The 19133-nt window shown below is 57.9% G+C and carries 17 protein-coding genes; 9 read left to right on the forward strand and 8 right to left on the reverse strand.

Going from position 1 to position 19133, the window contains the following annotated elements; all coding sequences use genetic code 11:
• Window positions 1-54: 54 nt before the first annotated feature.
• Window positions 55-1683, reverse strand: a complete 1629-nt coding sequence (locus AC2FIR_RS13825) for a peptide ABC transporter substrate-binding protein (protein WP_496762547.1) — start codon at window positions 1681-1683, stop codon at window positions 55-57.
• A gap of 429 nt (window positions 1684-2112) precedes the next feature.
• Window positions 2113-3348, reverse strand: coding sequence for a lytic murein transglycosylase (locus AC2FIR_RS13830; RefSeq protein WP_496746351.1), 1236 nt, complete (start codon window positions 3346-3348; stop codon window positions 2113-2115).
• Between the two features lie 177 nt (window positions 3349-3525).
• Between AC2FIR_RS13830 and AC2FIR_RS13835 the strand changes: the two genes are divergently transcribed.
• Genes AC2FIR_RS13835 through AC2FIR_RS13860 form a run of 6 tightly spaced genes read left to right on the forward strand, consistent with a single transcriptional unit; the run spans window position 3526 to window position 10065 of the window.
• Window positions 3526-4488 carry a cytochrome ubiquinol oxidase subunit II family protein gene (locus AC2FIR_RS13835; protein WP_496746235.1) on the forward strand — a complete coding sequence of 321 codons (963 nt, stop codon included), beginning with the start codon at window positions 3526-3528 and terminating at the stop codon, window positions 4486-4488.
• Window positions 4485-6575 carry a cbb3-type cytochrome c oxidase subunit I gene (locus AC2FIR_RS13840; protein WP_496746237.1) on the forward strand — a complete coding sequence of 697 codons (2091 nt, stop codon included), beginning with the start codon at window positions 4485-4487 and terminating at the stop codon, window positions 6573-6575. The genes AC2FIR_RS13835 and AC2FIR_RS13840 overlap by 4 nt, the downstream gene beginning before the upstream one ends.
• Window positions 6572-7204, forward strand: a complete 633-nt coding sequence (locus tag AC2FIR_RS13845; protein WP_170611372.1) for a cytochrome c oxidase subunit 3 — start codon at window positions 6572-6574, stop codon at window positions 7202-7204. Before AC2FIR_RS13840 ends, AC2FIR_RS13845 begins: the two co-directional genes overlap by 4 nt.
• On the forward strand, window positions 7197-7523 hold the full coding sequence (locus tag AC2FIR_RS13850; RefSeq protein WP_480441590.1) for a cytochrome o ubiquinol oxidase subunit IV: 327 nt from the start codon (window positions 7197-7199) through the stop codon (window positions 7521-7523). Before AC2FIR_RS13845 ends, AC2FIR_RS13850 begins: the two co-directional genes overlap by 8 nt.
• A 38-nt stretch (window positions 7524-7561) precedes the next feature.
• Entirely contained in the window at window positions 7562-8545 is a 984-nt protein-coding gene (locus AC2FIR_RS13855) for an HlyD family secretion protein (RefSeq protein WP_170611370.1), read from the forward strand.
• Window positions 8542-10065 carry a DHA2 family efflux MFS transporter permease subunit gene (locus AC2FIR_RS13860; protein ID WP_496746241.1) on the forward strand — a complete coding sequence of 508 codons (1524 nt, stop codon included), beginning with the start codon at window positions 8542-8544 and terminating at the stop codon, window positions 10063-10065. The genes AC2FIR_RS13855 and AC2FIR_RS13860 overlap by 4 nt, the downstream gene beginning before the upstream one ends.
• Here the strand turns inward: AC2FIR_RS13860 and AC2FIR_RS13865 are convergent.
• Window positions 10062-10424, reverse strand: coding sequence for a fluoride efflux transporter FluC (locus AC2FIR_RS13865; RefSeq protein WP_496746243.1), 363 nt, complete (start codon window positions 10422-10424; stop codon window positions 10062-10064). The genes AC2FIR_RS13860 and AC2FIR_RS13865 overlap by 4 nt on opposite strands.
• Window positions 10421-10948, reverse strand: coding sequence for a fluoride efflux transporter FluC (locus AC2FIR_RS13870; RefSeq protein WP_496746245.1), 528 nt, complete (start codon window positions 10946-10948; stop codon window positions 10421-10423). The genes AC2FIR_RS13865 and AC2FIR_RS13870 overlap by 4 nt, the downstream gene beginning before the upstream one ends.
• An 81-nt stretch (window positions 10949-11029) precedes the next feature.
• On the opposite strand from AC2FIR_RS13870, the gene AC2FIR_RS13875 reads away from it, so the two are divergent.
• From AC2FIR_RS13875 to AC2FIR_RS13885, 3 genes are read left to right on the forward strand one after another with little or no spacing between them, the layout of a single operon-like run.
• A complete protein-coding gene (locus tag AC2FIR_RS13875; protein ID WP_496746247.1) occupies window positions 11030-12610 on the forward strand; it encodes an FMN-binding glutamate synthase family protein in 1581 nt (526 codons plus the stop codon).
• 60 nt (window positions 12611-12670) lie between these two features.
• Window positions 12671-13210, forward strand: a complete 540-nt coding sequence (locus AC2FIR_RS13880; protein ID WP_496746249.1) for an RNA polymerase sigma factor — start codon at window positions 12671-12673, stop codon at window positions 13208-13210.
• Window positions 13207-15153: a vWA domain-containing protein gene (locus tag AC2FIR_RS13885; protein ID WP_496746250.1), complete on the forward strand. Its 1947-nt coding sequence runs from the start codon at window positions 13207-13209 to the stop codon at window positions 15151-15153. The genes AC2FIR_RS13880 and AC2FIR_RS13885 overlap by 4 nt, the downstream gene beginning before the upstream one ends.
• Window positions 15154-15167: 14 nt before the next feature.
• Here AC2FIR_RS13885 and AC2FIR_RS13890 read toward each other — a convergent pair whose 3' ends face one another.
• The 4 genes from AC2FIR_RS13890 to AC2FIR_RS13905 are packed head-to-tail and all read right to left on the reverse strand — an operon-like array spanning window position 15168 to window position 19078.
• Window positions 15168-15818 carry an ABC-type transport auxiliary lipoprotein family protein gene (locus tag AC2FIR_RS13890; protein ID WP_170611356.1) on the reverse strand — a complete coding sequence of 217 codons (651 nt, stop codon included), beginning with the start codon at window positions 15816-15818 and terminating at the stop codon, window positions 15168-15170.
• Window positions 15815-17131: an MlaD family protein gene (locus AC2FIR_RS13895; RefSeq protein WP_170611354.1), complete on the reverse strand. Its 1317-nt coding sequence runs from the start codon at window positions 17129-17131 to the stop codon at window positions 15815-15817. Before AC2FIR_RS13895 ends, AC2FIR_RS13890 begins: the two co-directional genes overlap by 4 nt.
• Before the next feature lie 5 nt (window positions 17132-17136).
• Window positions 17137-17952, reverse strand: a complete 816-nt coding sequence (locus AC2FIR_RS13900) for an ABC transporter ATP-binding protein (protein WP_480912880.1) — start codon at window positions 17950-17952, stop codon at window positions 17137-17139.
• 1 nt (window position 17953) lies between these two features.
• On the reverse strand, window positions 17954-19078 hold the full coding sequence (locus AC2FIR_RS13905; RefSeq protein WP_170681241.1) for an ABC transporter permease: 1125 nt from the start codon (window positions 19076-19078) through the stop codon (window positions 17954-17956).
• Window positions 19079-19133: the final 55 nt, after the last annotated feature.

The raw sequence follows: 19133 nt of genomic DNA on the forward strand, positions 1-19133 counted from the left end.
TTTTTATTGGCCCTGCCCCGGATGTGACCGGGACAGGGCGCGGTTCAAAAACGATTATTCAGCGAGCTTGTAGAGGTTTCTTGAATACCAGTTCTGCTCGACATTGTTCACCGGCCAGTTCCCGACGTCGCTGTCCATCATGTAGACACCGGCGTAGTGGTAGATCGGGATCACAGGGGTTTCCTGCGCGATAATGCGCTCGACTTCCGTGTAAAGCGGTGCCGGATCGTTCGAGGTTTTGGCCTCGGCCAGCAACTCGTCGACGCGCGCGTTATTGTACTTGCCGTCGTTATAACCGGAATCGGATTGCAGCAGGTCAAGGAAAGTGGACGCTTCGTTATAGTCGCCACACCATGCGCCACGAGCCAGATCAAAGTTCTGGTTGCCGCGCTCTTCCAGGAAGACTTTCCACTCCATGTTGGCGAGTTCGACCTGAACACCCAGTTTCTGTTTCCACATCTGGCTCAGTGCCACGGCAACCTTTTTGTGGTCTTCCGAGGTGTTGTAGACCATCTCGAAGCTCAGCGGATTGTCGGGGCCAAAACCTGCTTCGGCCAGCAGTTCCTTGGCCAGCTCGTCCCGTTCTGGCTGGGTCATCGAAGCCATTTCTACAGCCGGGACTGTGAAGCCGGCAGTTGCCTCGGGCGCAAAGGTGTATGCCTGCGGCTGTCCGCCCGCCATGACCTTTTCAGTGATGATTGCGCGGTCGACGGCAAGAGACAAGGCTTGACGGACGTTGGGGTCCTTGAATGCCTCAGGGCCACCCTCGGACAGGTTGAAGGTGTAATAGTAGTTGCAAAGACGCGGGAAGCTGATGGCTTCTTCAGGGTGTTCCTCTTTCAGGCGCGGGTACTGACCGGCGGGAATTTCGGTGCGGTCAAGTTCACCAGCCAGATACCGGGTCAGGGCGACGTTTTCGTCGTTGATCACCAGCGACACAACCTTGTCGATGATGGTGTTGTCGTTGTCCCAGTACATTTCATTGCGTTCGCGAACCGAACGTTCCTGCGGCAAATGCTCGGTCAGGACATAAGCGCCGTTCGATACGATGTTTCCGGGTTTGGTCCATGCATCGCCGAACTCTTCGATCACTTTCTGCGGGGCAGGGAAGGTGGTCGAATGTGTGGTCATCTGCGGGAAATATGGCAGTGGGGCGCTCAGGCGGACTTCCAGAGTCTTGTCGTCGATTGCCTTGACGCCCAGTTCATCCACGGGCTTTTCACCGGCAATAATTGCAGCGGCGTTCTCGATCGACATCAGTTCCATGAACCAGGCGTAGGGCGAGGACAGTTCGGGATCGACCGCGCGCTTCCAGGCATAAACGAAATCACCCGCCGTGACCGGATCGCCGTTCGACCACTTTGCATTGTCACGCAGTGTGAAGGTGTAGACGTCCTTGGTGTCATTGACGGAAAATTCCGTAGCCACACCGGGCACCAGGTTGCCGTCTTCGTCCTGGTTCATCAGACCCTCGAACAGGTCGCGAACGATTTCCGCGCCCGAGACATCTTCGACAACCTGCGGATCGACCGAGCTGTGTTCGTCCAGAATGCGATAGGTAAAGGTCTGGTCGTCGGCCAGTGCCTCACCGGTTACAGGATGGGTTCCGGCGGCAGAGGCCGCGCCTGCGATAATGGTCGAGGACAACAGCCCCGCCAGCGACATCCGAATAGTCTTTTTCATGTTATGTACTCCCGTTTTTTGAAGCAAAGGCGCAAAACCCAAATAGGGTTGGCGCGCGCCTGCCTTGGTTGTCCGACTCCGAACAAAACCGGGAGGGGTCCATATGTCTTGTTACTGATCGCAATGAACACCGCGTCGCAGTCTTTCGGTATGCAGTCGGGAACTGTTTGCGAAAGTCGCCTTTCACTGCGGCAGAAGGTGACATTGTTTTCGAAAAGGTTAAAGCCTTGGTCGTTCGTTTGAACAGCCAAAGGTGGACTACTTCCTAAACCGTGGGTGCGTCGGAAATTTTAGGAAGGAACCCCGGGGGGTCCGTGACATTTTCGTGAACCTGCATCCAGAATGTGTCTTTGGAAAACCGCCAAGACCTGCGCTTCCAAGGCCGGGAGACAGCGAATCGCTATACCCTTGGTGCCGATCGAATGACGCTCAGCCCCTCAGGTCCGCTTTCATGTGCGCTTGCGGAAAGCAGGTGGGGGACTGACCTGTCGAAGACTGCCAGCGCCCGATTGATCGGCGCGTTTTGAACCCCGGCAATCCGTCCGCTCCCCCGACATCGTGCCCTTGTTTCTCCAGCGCCCTTTGCATCGTAGCAACGTCTGATCGATAAAGCCCGCCGACCTTGCCCCAGCGCCCGGTGAAATCGCCGACACCATATTGAATACGGTCGCCGACGTGGCCCACGAACAGGGCGTAGAGGTCGCTTTTGTTGTACTCTTTGAGCACATAGAAATTGGGTGTCACGACAAAGGCAGGCCCGAACCGTCCCGCCGGCATCATCAGATACCCAACGCCGTCCCTTTCGTGGGCCGGAAACGGTTTGCCGGAGACGCGCGTGATCCCCATCGCCTCCCATTCATGGATGGGGCGACCCTGATCGGGGCCTTCAAGCGCACAGGAGACCGACCCGGGAACATCAACCTCGAACCCCCAGTCCCGACCAGAGATCCAGCCATGACGGTGCAGATAGTTCCCGATTGACGCTATGGTGTCTTCCGCCGAGCCCCAGATGTCGGCGCGTCCGTCGCCGTTTCCATCAGCTGCATAGGTCAGGAAGTTCGATGGCATGAATTGTGGCTGCCCAAGCGCCCCGGCCCAACTGCTTTTCATGGTGCGCGCAGGCATGTGGCCGGCCTGCGCGATCTGCAGGGCGGCGACCAGTTCGGCTGTGAAGTACTCGGCGCGTGTGCTCATGAACCCCTTGGTGCCAAGAACCTCGAACACGTCGTACCGGATCGGCACCTGCCCATACCCGCTTTCACGACCCCATATCGCCAGAATGATCCGGCCGGGCACACCCGTCTGTCTTTCGACCTGGTCCAGTGTGGTGGAATGGCGGGCCGCCATTCTTCGCCCTTCCGATGTGGCGCCGTTTACGGAACCAGCGTTGAAGTAACGCCCCGGGGACCCGAACTCGGCCTGTTTTTGCTGTCTGGGGGTTTTTGCCTTCGTACCGGGAGGGACGAGGTCGGGCAGGTCCCAATTCAGGGTCACGCCCTCGAAAGCCGCTTCCATCGTGCGACGCGAAACGCCCTTGGCGCGGGCCTGAGGCCAGACCGTGGTGTTCAGCCAGGTTTGAAACTGTTTTTCAACCGTGGCACGATCCTGCGCCAGCGTTGCGGCTGGCAGGCATAGAAGGGAAAGAACAAAAACAACCAGTTTCATCACCACTCCGGTTTCGACTCTGGCGCAGTCCAAGTCAACAGCCATGGCCTCCGTCTGTCGGCTTTGGTTGAGCCGCCAGCGCGCCGATCAATCTCCGGTACGGTAAAAAACCTTGAGAAAATCTGTGACAGTGTCGATAGTTGGGCGGAAAACAACGGCATGAGAGGACGGGCAGGCGTGACCAGTTTCAGGATCTCTCCTGCGCCAGTTCCAATACTGGCGGCATTGGTGGTTTTGTTTGCCTCGGCCCAATTGGCTGGCGCAAGCGACAGTTTCATGAACCCGCAAGGGCCAATTGCGGCGGTTCAGAAAACCCATCTGCTGCGCGCAACAATATTGATCATGGTCGCGGTTATTCCTGTCCTCGTGCTGGTTCCCTTGATCGCCCTGCGTTACCGCCGCCACAAGGGCAGCACTGCCGAGTATCGACCAAACTGGGACTTTTCGTCCAGGCTGGAATTCCTGATGTGGGGGGTGCCTGTTGTCATAGTGGCGATACTGTCCTTCTACCTGTGGAAGGCGACCCATCGTCTTGACCCTTATGCCGCGCCTTTCGGTGATGCGCCCGCGTTGGAGGTGCAGGTTGTCGGGCTCGACTGGAAATGGCTGTTCATCTACCCCGACCTGGGCATTGCAAGTGTCGGAGAGCTGGGCATCCCGGTCAAGCAGCAGGTGGCGATGACGCTGACAACCGACACTGTAATGCAGTCCTTCATGATCCCGGCCTTGGCGGGTCAGATCTATGCCATGCCGGGGATGACAACCAAACTGCACCTTGTTGCTGACCATCCTGAACGGATGCAGGGGGAAAACACTCAGTACAATGGTCGGGGTTTTACAAAACAGAAGTTTCAGACGCTGGCGATGCAGCCTGACGATTTCAATGCATGGGTGGAAAGTGTGCGTTCCAATGGTATCCCGCTTGACCCTGAAACCTATCGGACTTTGGCCAAGCGAACTGACCGGGATGAGGTTCAGGCGGCGCTTGGCACGGCGAAAATGCCGGAAAACGCGCTCTATTTTACTCTGGATGACAAAGATCTGTTCATGTCCATTCTTCACCTATACCACAGCGGCGAACCGTTGCCTCGGGATCAACAGCCGGGAACCGCGCAGTTCGGGCAGGAGGTCAGTCAATGACGACGGTCGGATCAGGGTTCTTTGGCCGCCTCGACTGGGATGCCTTTCCGATCAGCGGACTGATCCGGGATCCCAACGCCAATGAAATCGTTGCCAATGTGGCGGCGGGCATCGTGATCGTCGGAGCCATTGCGGTTTTGGGCCTGCTGACATGGTTCCGCCTTTGGGGGCCGTTGTGGCGGGACTGGCTGACCAGTGCGGATCACAAGAAGATCGGTATCATGTATATCGTCTTCGCCATCGTCATGTTGGCGCGCGGCGTATTGGAGGGTGTGGTCATGCGCGCCCAGCAAGCGGCGGGACCGGGCGACGGATTTCTTGAGGCTGAACATTTCGCAGAACTGTTCAGCACCCATGGTACGATCATGGTGTTTTTTGTCGCCGTTCCGTTCGTCTTTGGGGTCGCAAATTATCTGGTCCCGTTGATGATTGGCGCGCGGGATGTGGCGTTTCCGGTGATGAACCAGATCGGGCTGGGACTGACCGTTTCGGCTGGCATGATGCTAATGGTGTCGTTGGTCGTGGGTGAGTTCTCGACGGGCGGCTGGACGGCCTATCCGCCCTATACGGGTGCGGCCTTCAATCCGGGCGTTGGACCGGATTACTGGATCTGGGCCATTGTCGTCTCGGGCGTCGGCACAACGCTGACGGGCATCAACTTCGCCGTCACGATTTACAAACTACGCGCGCCCGGAATGACGTTCATGCGGCTTCCGATGTACTGCTGGACGATCATCTGCAGTTCGATCCTGATCATCTTCGCCATGCCGCCGCTTGGGGTCGCCGCGCTGTTGCTGGCGGCGGATCGCTATCTCGACTTCCACTTTTTCACCAACGACCTTGGCGGCAACATGATGAACTATGCCAACCTGTTCTGGCTGTTCGGCCACCCCGAGGTCTACCTTTTGGTTCTGCCCGCCTATGGTATCTATTCCGAGATCTTCGCGACCTTTTCGGCCAAACGGTTGTATGGATATAACTCACTGGTCATCGCCACGATGTCGATTGCGGTGCTGTCCTTTACCGTCTGGTTGCACCACTTCTTCACCATGGGCCAAAGCGCCCTGATCAACGCGGTTTTCGGCATCGCGACCATGCTGATTGCCATCCCGACCGGCGTAAAGGTCTATGACTGGATGGCGACTCTGTACCGTGGCCGTATCCGGTTCTCGGTGCCTATGCTGTATGGCCTGTCGTTTCTGATGCTGTTTGTCATCGGCGGGCTTAGCGGCGTGATACTGGCCAATCCCACCGTGGATTACCAGGTACACAACACCCTGTTTCTGGTGGCTCACTTCCACAACGTGCTGTTGCCGGGTGTGCTGTTTGGCCTGTTGGCCGGATACAATTACTGGTTCCCCAAGGCGTTTGGCTTTCGGCTAAGCGAGTTTTGGGGCAGGGTGTCTGTGGCCCTGTGGACCGTTGGCTTCATGCTGACTTTCCTGCCGCTTTACTTTGTTGGCCTGATGGGTATGCCGCGCCGGTCCTTCAGTTGGGAGGATCCGAGCTTCCACCCCTACATGATCGTCGCGGTTGTCGGCTCGCTCGTCATTCTGATGGCGCTTCTGTCGGTGCTGGTGCAACTTTGGGTCAGTATCAGGGATCGCGAAAAGACACGTGTACCGGTTGGCGACCCGTGGGACGCGCGAACGCTGGAATGGGCGACACCGGCACCGCCGCCGGCATACAATTTTGCGATCATTCCGCAGGTGTCCGACCGGGATGACTTTGCCGCAGCCAAGGAAAACGGAACGGCCTACCCGTCCGCGGATGCCTATGAAGACATCGAGATGCCCCGCAATACAGCCATCGGTTTTGTGCTTTGCGTGCTCAGCGGTGTTTGGATGTTCGCTTTGGTCTGGTGGATCTGGTGGCTGGCCATCCTGATGACCGTTCTGATGATCCTGTCGGTCGTCATCTGGACTTTTAACACCGACACCGAGGAGGTGATCCCGGCCGAAGAGGTCCGCAAACAGCACGAAGCCTGGCTGAATCTGGTGCGCAAATCCCAACCCGTGAACCGTGATCTGGAAACCGCCTCGGAAAACCGCGGTCTTGCCGGCCCCGATCTGGAGGCTGCGACATGAGACGCGCACCCTCACACAGCTATCCGGGTCTGAATCTGGGTGAAAACCACGCCAGCGCCGATAAATCGAGCGAGGTCGTAACATTCGGATTCTGGGTCTTCCTGATGAGCGATCTGGTCTATTTCGGCCTGATGTTCGCGATCTATATCACGATGATCGACGCGCAGGCGGGTGGCCCCGGACCGCATGAACTGTTCGACCTTTACAGCATCTTCGCCCAGACCATGATCCTGCTGACCAGCAGTCTGACGGTTGGTCTGGCCATGCTGGCGTTGAAATACAACCGGCCGCGCGTGCGTGTCATATTCTGGTTCTGCCTGACATTGCTGCTGGGCATCAGCTTTCTGGTGCTTGAGGTTCGCGACTTCATGGCCATGGCGGAAAAGGGTGGGGTGCCACAGCGCAGCGGGTTTCTGTCTGCCTTCTTCGGGTTGGTCCCGTTGCACGGGTTGCATGTGGCCGCTGGCTGTGTCTGGCTCGTCGTGCTGGGCATTCAGCTTCGGGTGATGGGGATGACCGACAAGGTGATCTCGCGCGTCATAAGGCTGGCGCTGTTCTGGCATTTCCTTGACCTGATCTGGATCGGCATCATCACCATCGTCTACTTCGGAGGGCTGACTTATGGATAAGCAGACCGAGATGTTCCGCCGCGAACGGCGCCGATATCTGATAGGGTATGGCGGGTCGCTGGTGCTGACCCTGGCCGTATTCATGATCGCCTATCGGTACGGTATCGAAACACCCGGGGTCTATCTGACCATTGGCCTTCTGGGTCTGGTGCAGTTGATTGTTCAACTGGTCTATTTTCTGCACATCGACCGTCGCCGCAGCAGCCGCGAGGATCTGGATCTGGTCCTGTTTTCGACATTGGTCCTGCTCATCATCATCCTTGGAACTGTCTGGATTCTGGGAAATCTGTCTGTGCGGATGCACACGATCCCGATGTGACGGATCCTTAACTTCAACACTCATTTGGAACGGATCACATGAAATCCCTGAAGACCGTGGCTGTAATTGCCATGCTGGGCACGATTGCCGCCGGACTTCTTCTGTACTGGCGCCATGAGGAGCGTTACCCGTCGACCAAGGACGCCTATATCGGTGCCAACATCATTTATGTTGCTGCGCAGGTCACAGGGCAGGTGTCCGGCCTTTCTGTAGTAGAAAACCAAAAGGTCAAAGCGGGCGATCTTTTGTTTGAAATCGATGCCACACAATTTAGCGCGTCGGTCGATCAGGCCCAGGCCGATCTGGACAGTGCCAGGCAGCAGGCCCAGTCCTATTCAACCCAGATCGCGGCAGCCGAAGCATCAGTGAAGTCGGCGCAATCCGCATTTGATACTGCACAAAAGAATTTCGAGCGCTCAAAGGCGTTGTTCGCCAGCGGGGATGTCGCGCAGGTCTCGCTGGATCAGGCCACGACCGATGCCGCGCAGGCCTCGGCACGGCTGACGACAAGCCAGTCCAGCCTTCTGGCATTGCGCAGCGGATTGGCGGCGAAAAAGGACGATGTGCTGGCGGCACAGGCGCAGCTTGAAATTGCGAAGGCGAACCTGAACTGGACCAAAGTTTACGCTGCGGCAGACGGCTGGATCGCCAATCTGACCCTACGGCCCGGCTCAGCTGTATCTGCCAACGCCCCGCAATTTTCTATTGTCGAGTCTTCTGATTGGTGGGTGGATGCCAATTTCAAGGAAACTGAATTGCCGCGCATTCGTCCGGGTCAGCCCGTGACCGTCAGGATCGATATGTTGCCGGGCGTGTCGCTGACCGGCAAGGTCGCCTCGATCGGTCGGGGGTCGGGGGATACATTCTCTCTATTGCCGTCCGAGAATTCCAGCGGGAACTGGGTCAAGGTTACACGTCGATTTCCCGTGCGCATCGCGCTGGATCCGACCGACGCACCCTTGCGCGTCGGTGGCAGCAGTAAAGTGACCGTGGACACAACGACTGATCAGGCTGAAAAGTGACATCTAAGGTCGCCAGCCATGTGAATCCGGTGATCGTTATCGCCGTATTGCTGAGCGCCATCCTTGAGGTGCTGGACAGCACGATCGTCAACGTCGCTCTGCCTCATATTCAGGCGGCATTCGGAGCGACCACCGATCAGGCGACATGGATATTGACCAGCTATATCGTCTCGGCTGTTGTGGTTATGCCCTTGACCGGGTTTGTTGCGCGGCGAGTGGGCCGCCGCCGCCTGATCCTGACCGCTGTTACCGGGTTCGCCACCATGTCGGTGATGTGTGGCCTGTCCTGGAGCCTTGAGACCATTGTCGCGTTCCGTCTGGCGCAAGGCATGTTCGGAGCGTTCCTGATCCCCCTATCGCAATCCATCCTGTTTGATGCGTTTCCAAAGGAAAAACGCGGAAATGCAATGGCTGTATTCGGGTTGGGTGTGGTCGTCGCGCCGGTTCTTGGGCCTACAGTCGGTGCAATCCTGACCGAGTATTTCTCGTGGCGCATGGTGTTCTTCGTCAACCTTCCCGTGGCGGCCATGGCACTGTTGCTGCTGGCCGGGGAACTGCCTGATGACAAGACCGAAGACGTCCGGATTGACTGGAAAGGTCTTGCGCTGCTGGCGGTCGGGATCGGATGCCTTCAATTCATACTCGATCAGGGCGAGACCAAGGATTGGCTGTCCTCTCGGGTCATTCAGGTCGCGTTGATCGCCTCGGTTCTGGGCGCGCTGGGTTTTATTGTTCATGCCCTGTCCGCCAAAAACGCGGTTGTCGACCTGCGGCTGTTTGCGGATCGCAATTTCGCGCTGTGCAATCTGATCATCGCAGGTTTTGCGATTTCCCTGTTCGGAGGGATCGCGATCCTGCCGACCTTTGTCCAGAACCTTCTGGACTTTCCGGTCATCGAGTCCGGGCATTTGTTCATCCCGCGCGGGATTGCGGCGGGACTTTCGATGGTGTTGACGGGTTCCGTGCTGGTTACACGGTTCGATCCCCGGCTTTTGACCGGTCTGGGCTTATTGCTGACAGCCATCGGGAACTTCATGCTGGGCGCGCTCAATCTGAATGCTGGTTTCTGGCAATTGGCCTGGCCAGGTGCGGTCAGCGGATTGGGCATGGGACTGGTTTTTGTACCCATGTCCATTCTTGCCTTCGAAAGCATCAGCAAGGCCCGCCAGGATGAAGCCTCGGGGCTGTTCAACGTGACCCGGCAGTTGGGATCATCAGTTGGCATATCGCTGGTCGGTACTTGGGTCGTGCGTGGTCTGCAGACGAATACCGCGACCCTCAGCCAGAACGTGACGCCGTACAATCCCGCCGCACAGGCATATCTGAAGCCGCTTGGCCTGACACCGGACAGCCCGCAAGGGGCGGCAATTCTGGGGCAGGAGATCGCGCGGCAGGCTGAGATGATCTCTTATCTGACTGTGTTCAACAACCTTGGGCTTCTGGCATTGGCGACGATCCCACTGGTATTCTTTTGTCGGGCGCCGAAACCGGGAACGGAAGTCAGTGTTCACGCACATTAGCGCATGACCGTCAGACCCAGCCACAAGCTCGCCCAGCACAAAACAAGGCTGAGCAGGATATTCCCGGCTGCCAAAGCGATTGTCCGTTCGCGGTGCAGTTCCAGCGACTGATAGGCGAAGCTGGAAAAGGTCGTGAACCCGCCGCAAAACCCAAAAACCAGCCGTTTTTCTTCTTCGCCCATGTCTGCGGCGCCGCCCAGATACCCTATCCACAGGCCCAAAAAAAGACTGCCCAGAATATTCACGATCAGTGTGGAAAATGGCAGTTGGTGCGTGACTTTGAGCGCAAGCCAATGTCGCATCACGGCGCCAAGACCCCCGCCCAGGCCAAACATTGCGTGCAGATACAGGTCGGTCATGTCCGGAAACCACCTGATTGGAACCGCCGCCCCGTCATCTCACCCAGAATTGCGGCACCCAGACCGATAGCAATTTCCGCCACGGCGGCGACAGCGGCCATCCAGCCGCTGGACATTGCCATGACTTCAAGATCGGCGACGAAGGAGGAAAAGGTCGAAAGCCCCCCGCAAAACCCGACTGCACCCAGATGCAGCACATGCGCGTGGACACGGTGGCGGACGGAATACAGCCAGCCCAGAACAAAGCACGCGACCACGTTGATCCCGAAGGTCGAGGTTAGGTAGGGCAACCCGGGTAAGTTGACGGCAAACACCTCGCGCAGCAGTGACCCTGCCGCTCCGCCTACGAATACGGCAGTGAACATAAGCGCGTGGTGCCGGTAAGTTGCCTGTTTTGCTCGCTCTGCCAAGGATCGGGCCTGTTCTGGTGTCTGTTTGGCATACAGACTGGCAGGTGTGGGATCAACCAAAGTCGGGACCCATCGCAGATCATCACATTTCCGTCTGATCAGAATGCAGGACATACAAGGGCTTGCAATCCATAACCAAAAAGCCTCTCGTTAAGCCAAGAAAACCCCGGCCGGCCAAGCGCAAGGAGACCGAAAATGATCGTTCGCAGGCTTTATTTCGTGCTCAGTTGCGTCGTTTTGCCGTTGACCCTGCTGCTGGGATTTTTCTGGTGTCCGATCCATTGGCTGCTGGTCCTGCTGGTGCCCTATGCCGTGGTTGGGGCATATGACTTGATGACAACCCGGCACAATGTGCTGAACAACTATCCGGTCCTTGGGCACTTCCGCTATATGCTGGAATTTGTAAGCCCAGAAATCCGCCAATATTTCGTGGAAACCAATGAAAGCGGTCGGCCTTACAACCGGATCGTCCGATCGTTGGTCTATTCCCGCGCCAAGGGACATGTGGATACCCAGGCCTTCGGAACACAATACGATATCCTCACCGTTGGCTACACACGCGCTGCCCATTCACTTGCACCCAAACACGTGCCCGAAAGCGAAGAAAGGGTAACGCTTGGCGGGCCGCAATGTGACCAACCCTACAGCGCGTCCCGACTGAATGTTTCTGCCATGAGCTTTGGGGCCCTCAGCGCCAACGCGATCCGGGCGCTGAACGGCGGCGCCAAGGATGGTGGGTTTGCACACAACACAGGCGAAGGCGGGCTGTCGCCGCACCATCTGGCCGAAGGTGGGGATATCATCTGGCAGATCGGGACCGGTTATTTCGGATGCCGTACCCCGGAGGGCGGTTTTGACAAGGATCTCTTTGCCGAAAAAGCAAAAAAGGAGGTGGTCAAGGCCATCGAAATCAAGCTGTCACAGGGGGCAAAGCCTTCGCATGGTGGCGTTCTGCCCGCGGCCAAGGTTGATGAAGAGATTGCCGAGATTCGTGGTGTGCCGGTGCACCAGGATGTCATCTCACCCCCCACGCATTCTGCGTTTGAAGGCCCGACGGGCCTAATGCATTTCGTTCAGCACCTGCGGGAAATGTCGGGTGGCAAACCGGTGGGGTTCAAGCTGTGCATCGGCAAACCGTCCGAATTCATGGCGATCTGCAAGGCCATGCTGGAGACCGGTATTCTGCCCGATTTCATTACCGTTGACGGTGCGGAGGGTGGCACCGGGGCGGCCCCGGTCGAGTTTACCAACCGGTTGGGCATGCCTCTGAATGAGGCTCTGATCTTTGTGAACAACTGCCTGCGCGGCGTAGGTTTACGCGACCAGATACGCGTCATCTGCTCGGGCAAGGTAGCGACTGGCTATGACATGATCGAGAAGTTCGCTTTGGGGGCGGATATGTGTAACGCGGCGCGGGCCATGATGTTCGCGGTGGGCTGTATCCAGGCCTTGCACTGCAACACCAACCGCTGTCCTTCGGGCGTGGCGACACAGGATCCGGTCCGGGGTCGGGCCGTGAACGTCCCGCAGAAGCGTCAGCGCGTTCACCGGTATCACGACGCCACGTTGGAAAGCTTTCGCGAATTGCTTGGCGCGATGGGTAAAGAAAAGGTTGCCGACCTGCGTCCGTCGGATATTCACCGCCGCACGGCGGATGAGTGCGAGCGGACATATGCCGAACTGTATTCGTTAATCGACGACGGTGCTCTGCTGACTGAAGCGATACCCGAGATGTTTGCAGAAGACTGGAAAACAGCCTCGGCCGATCATTTTTGATTCTTTTTCCGAACGCGCCAAGGATTGACGCCTGGTATCCGTCTTATCAACGTGATGCGGATGACGACGTCTGACGAAAACCTGGCAAAGGCGGCAGCCAAAGGCGACGCGAACGCGTTCGCCACCTTGTTGGCGCGCCACTATGATCTCGTCTTCCGATTGGCATTTCGGCTGACCGGTCACGCGGACAGGGCCGAGGATCTGACGCAGGATATCTGTGCCGCTCTACCGGCCAAGATCAAGGGGTTTCGGGCACAGGCAAAGTTCACCACGTGGCTGTACCGCGTCGTGGTCAACGCGGCAGAAGATGCGCGACGGCGCCGGGCAAGCCATGAAAAAGCCGCGGCGGGGTGGGGCGATGTCGAACAAATGCGCCGCGCGGAGGCGGCAGAAACCACAAAAGCCATGGATTGGCTGCAACGGGCTATGCGGTCGCTGCCGCAGGAGCTGCAGGACACATTGGCACTGACGCTTGAGGATGAAATGACCCATGCCGAGGCGGCTCAGGTCCTGGGTGTCTCGGAAGGTACGATATCCTGGCGGATGTCGGATGTCCGCAAACGCCTGAAGGCAATGCGGCAAGAGGAGTTGGCGCAATGACCGACGATCTGGATGATCTCAAGGCGCTGATGGATGCGGCAACCCCCGCACCGGATGCCCGGCGCCGGGCTGAAAACCTGGCCATGGCGCAAAAAAATTTCTCCCGCGCCCAAGGATCGGGCAACGGGGCGCGTCCCACTGTCAAGCGAGGCCTCTTGGCCCGCATGACTGAAGGAGCGAAATCGATGTTGAATGCCCTCTCCCACCGTGGCGTGCTGACCGCGACCACTGCGATAGCCGCTGTTGCCCTGATCCTGATCGTACCGCAGGCGCAGGACCTCGTGGTCAATCCATTGTCCCGCAGCGAAAGCAACGCGTCATCTCCACAAGTGGGTTCAAAACCGGAGGCGGATATTGCCCATGCTGTGCCCCAGTCCCTGCTGGAGGAGCCGATTGCCGATGTTCCTGCAGCAGAGGCTATCGTGCCGCCTGCAAAACCCGAGAGGGGCATGGCTGAGGCGCTCGTTGGCGGTGTCGTCCTGGGATATGCGACCGGCGAGTCCGAACATTCTGCGAAACGCATGCTTGCACCGGTTGCCGAACAAGAACAAAACACAGAAACCTTTTCCAACACCGAAACCAACCCGTTGAAGATCACCACCGACGATCCGGTCTCTACGTTCTCAATTGATGTGGATACTGCGTCCTATGGCATTGTCCGATCCTCTCTGATGAACGGTCGGTTGCCGTCCAAAGATGCGGTGCGGGTCGAAGAGATGGTGAACTATTTCCCCTACACTTATCCCGCTCCCGAAGGGGATGCGCCTTTCCGGCCGACAATCACGGTGACACCGACGCCCTGGAACGAGGGTACTCAGCTTGTGCATATCGGTATTCAGGGCGCGTTGCCGCAGATTGAAGATCGGCCGCCGCTGAACCTTGTTTTTCTGATCGATACGTCGGGGTCCATGCAGCAGCCGAACAAGTTGCCACTGCTCAAGCAATCCTTCCGCCTGTTGTTGTCCGAGCTTCGTCCCGAAGATCAGGTCTCGATCGTGACATATGCCGGCAGTGCGGGTCAGGTTCTGGAGCCGACCACAGCGGCGGATCGGACCAAGATCATGAACGCCCTTGATCAGTTGCAGGCGGGTGGATCGACGGCCGGTCAGGCGGGGTTGCAGCAGGCTTATCAGGTTGCCGAGGCCATGGCAGATGACGGGGACGTCACGCGCGTGATCCTGGCGACGGATGGGGATTTCAATGTCGGTTTGTCCGACCCGGACGCGCTGAAGGATTTCATTGCCCGCAAACGGGACAGCGGAACCTATCTCAGCGTGCTTGGTTTTGGCCGGGGTAATCTGGATGACGCGACCATGCAGGCGCTGGCGCAATATGGAAACGGCCAGGCGGCCTATATCGATACGCTGGGCGAGGCGCGTAAAGTTCTGGTCGATCAACTGACCGGGGCGCTGTTCCCCATTGCCAATGACGTCAAGATACAGGTCGAGTTCAATCCTGCACAAATCGCTGAATACCGTCTGATCGGCTATGAAACCCGTGCCCTGCGGCGCGAGGACTTTTCAAACGATAAGGTGGACGCCGGAGATATCGGTGCGGGCCATAGCGTGACCGCCATCTACGAGGTGACGCCCACAGGCTCGGACGCCATTCGAAACGGACCGCTGCGCTATGCAAATGAAACCGCACCGGACGGCTTGGATGAGATCGGGTTCTTCAAGTTGCGTTACAAGGTCCCCGGTGCCAGCCAAAGCCAGATGATCGAGCAACCTATCCTGCCGGGGCAGGGGGTGCCGACCGATGATGCACGCTTTTCAACTGCGATTGCCGGGTTTGGCCAGTTGTTGCGCGGCGGTGAATATTTGGGCACCTGGTCCTACGACGACGCCATTTCACTGGCAAATGCAGCCAAAGGCGATGACCCGTTCGGCTACCGTGCGGAAGCCGTGACGCTGATGCGGCTGTCCGAGTCGCTGTCCGAGTAGTCTTTGGTGCAGGATCAGAATGCGCGGGGGTTGCTGGCCGCGTGATTGTTGATCCTGCGGACACTCCATTCCACGGCGTCGCGCATGGTTTTTCCCAGTGCGACGTCAAAAGCCTCGACCAGATCTGGCGTCTGGTCGCTGGCTGAGACGACAAATTCCTGGAACGAGTTCGAAGCGATGATCTTGTCGTCGAAATCATCGATGATCTTGATGTTCATCCGCACTTCGACACGCACGGTTTTGGTGTTTTCGGTATCGGCGACCACGATCCCCTGAAACTCGCGCAGATCAGGCACAATCACATAATCAGCGCGCAGACCGACTGTGGACCGACCCACTGCGGCTACCTTGTTGCTGTTTTCAAAGCTCTCCACCAAAAGGGCCTGAACGATCAACGGCGCACGGTCGACCCATCTGGCACGTGGAAGGTATTGGACCTGCAACGGGTTAGGCTGCACCGCAATCTGGTCGGTGTTGACGGCCGCCGTTGCCGTTGGCTCCTCGACGACGATCTGCTTGCTGATGCGCGGCAGCGATGACGAAAACGTGCTTTTGGGCGTCAGCAGATACAGATCGTTCGGCTTCGACGCCTGTTTCAGCGTGCCCAACCCCGTGCAACCGCCAAGCGCCCCGATCATCAGAGCCAGAGAGAGGCGTTTAATCATTGGCGAAACTCCGAAGCTTGTGTGCCCAGCAGGAAGCGCGCCGGGTCACGCTCGACCTTGTCGACCAGGCGATCCAGACTGATGACCAGACGCTGGGATTCCTCGATGAAGCGGACGAATTGCGGCAATCCGACCCGCAGGAAATCCGAGACCTGCCGGCGGTTGTCCTGCACGATGCCATCGATCGTTTCCAGCAATTCGGATGCGGATTTCGAGGCATTGAGAATGTCGTCAGATATCTTGTCGATCCGCTCCGTGACATTTGAAACTGTCTCCGCCACCTGATTGGCTGCGTTCCGAATGTCTTCCACGACGACCGAAACATCTTCGTCCATGACACGGTTGGCTGAATCAAAAGCACGCTCGGCCGAAGCGAGCGCCCCATTGGCCGTGTCCATTGTCGATGAGATCGTGGCCAAGGTCGAATTTGCGTTCAGCACCGTTTCCGAAATTACGCCCAGTGCCACGCTGCCCTCGTCAGACAGGCCGATCAGACGTTCGGCCAGTTGTGAGCCACGATCCAGGAACGGCTTGATGTCCTGCTTCAACACCTGATCGGCCGTGGCCAGAGTTGTCTTGGCCTCATCCAATGCGCCGACAGCTGAGTCTGAGGCGGTTTTTATGCTTTGCAGCGTGTCCGTGCCCGCCTTCAGGGTGGTGTCCGCGGTGTCTGCCAACTGGTCCAGCCGATCGGTAAACGCGCCGATGTTCTTTGCGGCTCCGCTGATGTCTTTTGAAAGGCTTTCGAAATCCGACAAAGTGTTATCCAGCCGCCCGGACGCTGACGCCAGATTGTTCAGAATATCCGAGACTGCCTTGCGGTTTTTTTCGTCCACCACGGCGCTCAGGTCTTCCAAAAGCACGATCGCCTGATCCAGAACCTTCGGGGCTCCTTCGAACAGTGACTGTATCGTGCTGCGCTTGCTTTTGATGACGCTGTTTTCCGGCAGCCGCTGCGCATTGACCGATCCCCCGGTCAGTTCGACATAGCCAACACCCGTGACGCCAAGCGACTGAAGCTGGGCGACGGTTTCCGATGTTACGGGAATGTCGGCGTCCACCTCGAGCTTAACGCGGACTTTTGAGGGGTCACCCTCATCCAGCCTGAGTGAAACCACCTGACCAACGGGCAGACCATTGAAACTGACGCCGCCAGCTGCTGACAGACCTGACACGTTTTCGAACAGAACGTCGTAATAGGCGTATTGGCGATTGACCTCGAACTTGGCCAGCCACAGGAAAAACCCAAACACGCCCAGTATGCCCGCCAGGGTAAACGCTCCGATCAGGATATAGTTCGCCCGAGTTTCCATCGCCTCTACCTGTCCTGCCCCTTCTGTTGCGCTGCACGCGCGCGGGGGCCTGTGAAATACTCCTGCACCCAAGGATGATCTACTTTGACCATATCCTCAATCGGACCTTCAACCAGCACGCGTTTTTCTGCAAGCACGGCAATGCGGTCGCAAATCGCATAAAGGCTGTCCAGATCATGCGTTACCATGAAGACCGTCAGCCCAAGCGCCTGCTGCAATTCACCGATCAGATCGTCATAGGCAGCAGCCCCGATCGGGTCCAGCCCGGCGGTCGGCTCATCCAGAAACACGATCTCGGGGTCCAGTGCCAGAGCCCGTGCCAAAGCCGCGCGTTTGCGCATACCGCCTGATAACTCGGACGGAAACTTGCCGCAGCTCAGTTGTGGCAACCCGACAAGACTTATCTTCAGGCTTCCCAGTGCTTCCATCAGCTTTTCGCTGATCCCGGTGTGTTCACGCAGCGGGGTCATGACATTCTGCAGCACGCTGAGCGACGAAAACAAAGCCCCATCCTGAAAGGCCACCCCCCAGCGTTTTTCGATCCGTTGACGTTCTTCATCGGGCGCGTTCAGTACATCGACACCCAGAACCTCGATACTACCAGCGGCGGGTCTGTTCAGCCCCACAATGGTTCGCAACAGCACCGATTTCCCGGTGCCCGAACCACCGACGATGCCCAGTACCTCACCGCGCCAAACATCAAGATCCAGGCCGTCATGCACAACCTGCGGTCCGAACTGGTTTCTCAATCCGCGCACTCGGATTACCGCTTCGCGCTGCGTATTCGTCTGTTGGGATTTCTGAGGGGCCGTACCGTCCATGTCAGACCCCGATCTCGGAGAAGAAGATCGAAAACAGGGCGTCGATGGCGATCACCAAGAAAATGGACTGCACGACGGACGCGGTTGTTCTCTGGCCCACGCTTTGGGCTGATCCTTTCACCTGCATTGCCTGCCAGCAGGAAATGATGCCGATCACAAAGGCGAAAAACGGGGCCTTGATCAGTCCGACCGCCAGTTGCCAGACACCTGTGTTTTCCTTCAGGCGCGTCAGAAACATTCCCGGGCTGACACCAAGGTCGATCCAGCTCATCAACGCGCCGCCGATCAGGCCGGCCATGTCGGCGACGAAGCCGAGGATCGGCAACATGATCAACAGCGCCAGCACACGCGGTACCACGAGTACCTCAATCGGATCCAGGCCCAACGTGCGCATGGCGTCGATTTCTTCCTGTACCTTCATTGACCCGATAGACGCGGTAAAGGCCGAGCCGGACCGGCCCGCAACGATGATGGCCGTCAGCAGGATGCCCAGTTCCCGCAGAACCGAGATCGAGATCAGTTCGACCACAAAAATCTCGGCGCCGAACTGTTTGAGCTGCGTCGCCCCCTGAAACGCCAGAACCACGCCGATCAGGAAACCCATCAATCCAACAATTGGCAGGGCTTTGAAGCCGGTCTCCTCCATATGGGTGACCAACGCCGCGCGGCGCAGGCGCCATGGTTTCACCAGTGTCCGGGTCAGGCGGTGCAAAGTCAGCCCCGTGAATTCCAGAATCGACAGGGCATCTCTTCCTGCGCCAACGGTTTTCTCGCCCAGATGACCGACCCAGTCGACAAAGCTGCGGCGCCCCTCCACCGTGCTGGACTTTTCCGGCATGTTTCGGGATACGGTATCGATCAGCGCGGAATGAGCGGGAGAAGCGCCCAAAAACTGCGTTTCAGCCCCCGCAGCCTTGTATCGGCGCGCGAGATCGGCCACCAGCCATGCGCCGCCGGTATCCAGAGAGTCAACGGCTGACAGGTCCAAGGTCACGTCTTTGCCTGACGGGGGCATCGCGGCAAAGGCGCGCTCGATGTGTTCCAACGACTGAGTCACCAGATCACCGGCCACTGATATGCGCAGGCCGTCGCCGTTTTGCTCTGATGTGATCGTTGGCAGAGTCATGGGCGTATGTGATTGTAATTGCGCGGTCGCTGCAACGGCAATGTGCAGGGTCTTC

It is taken from the genome of Ruegeria sp. CDSB136 (assembly GCF_059610965.1).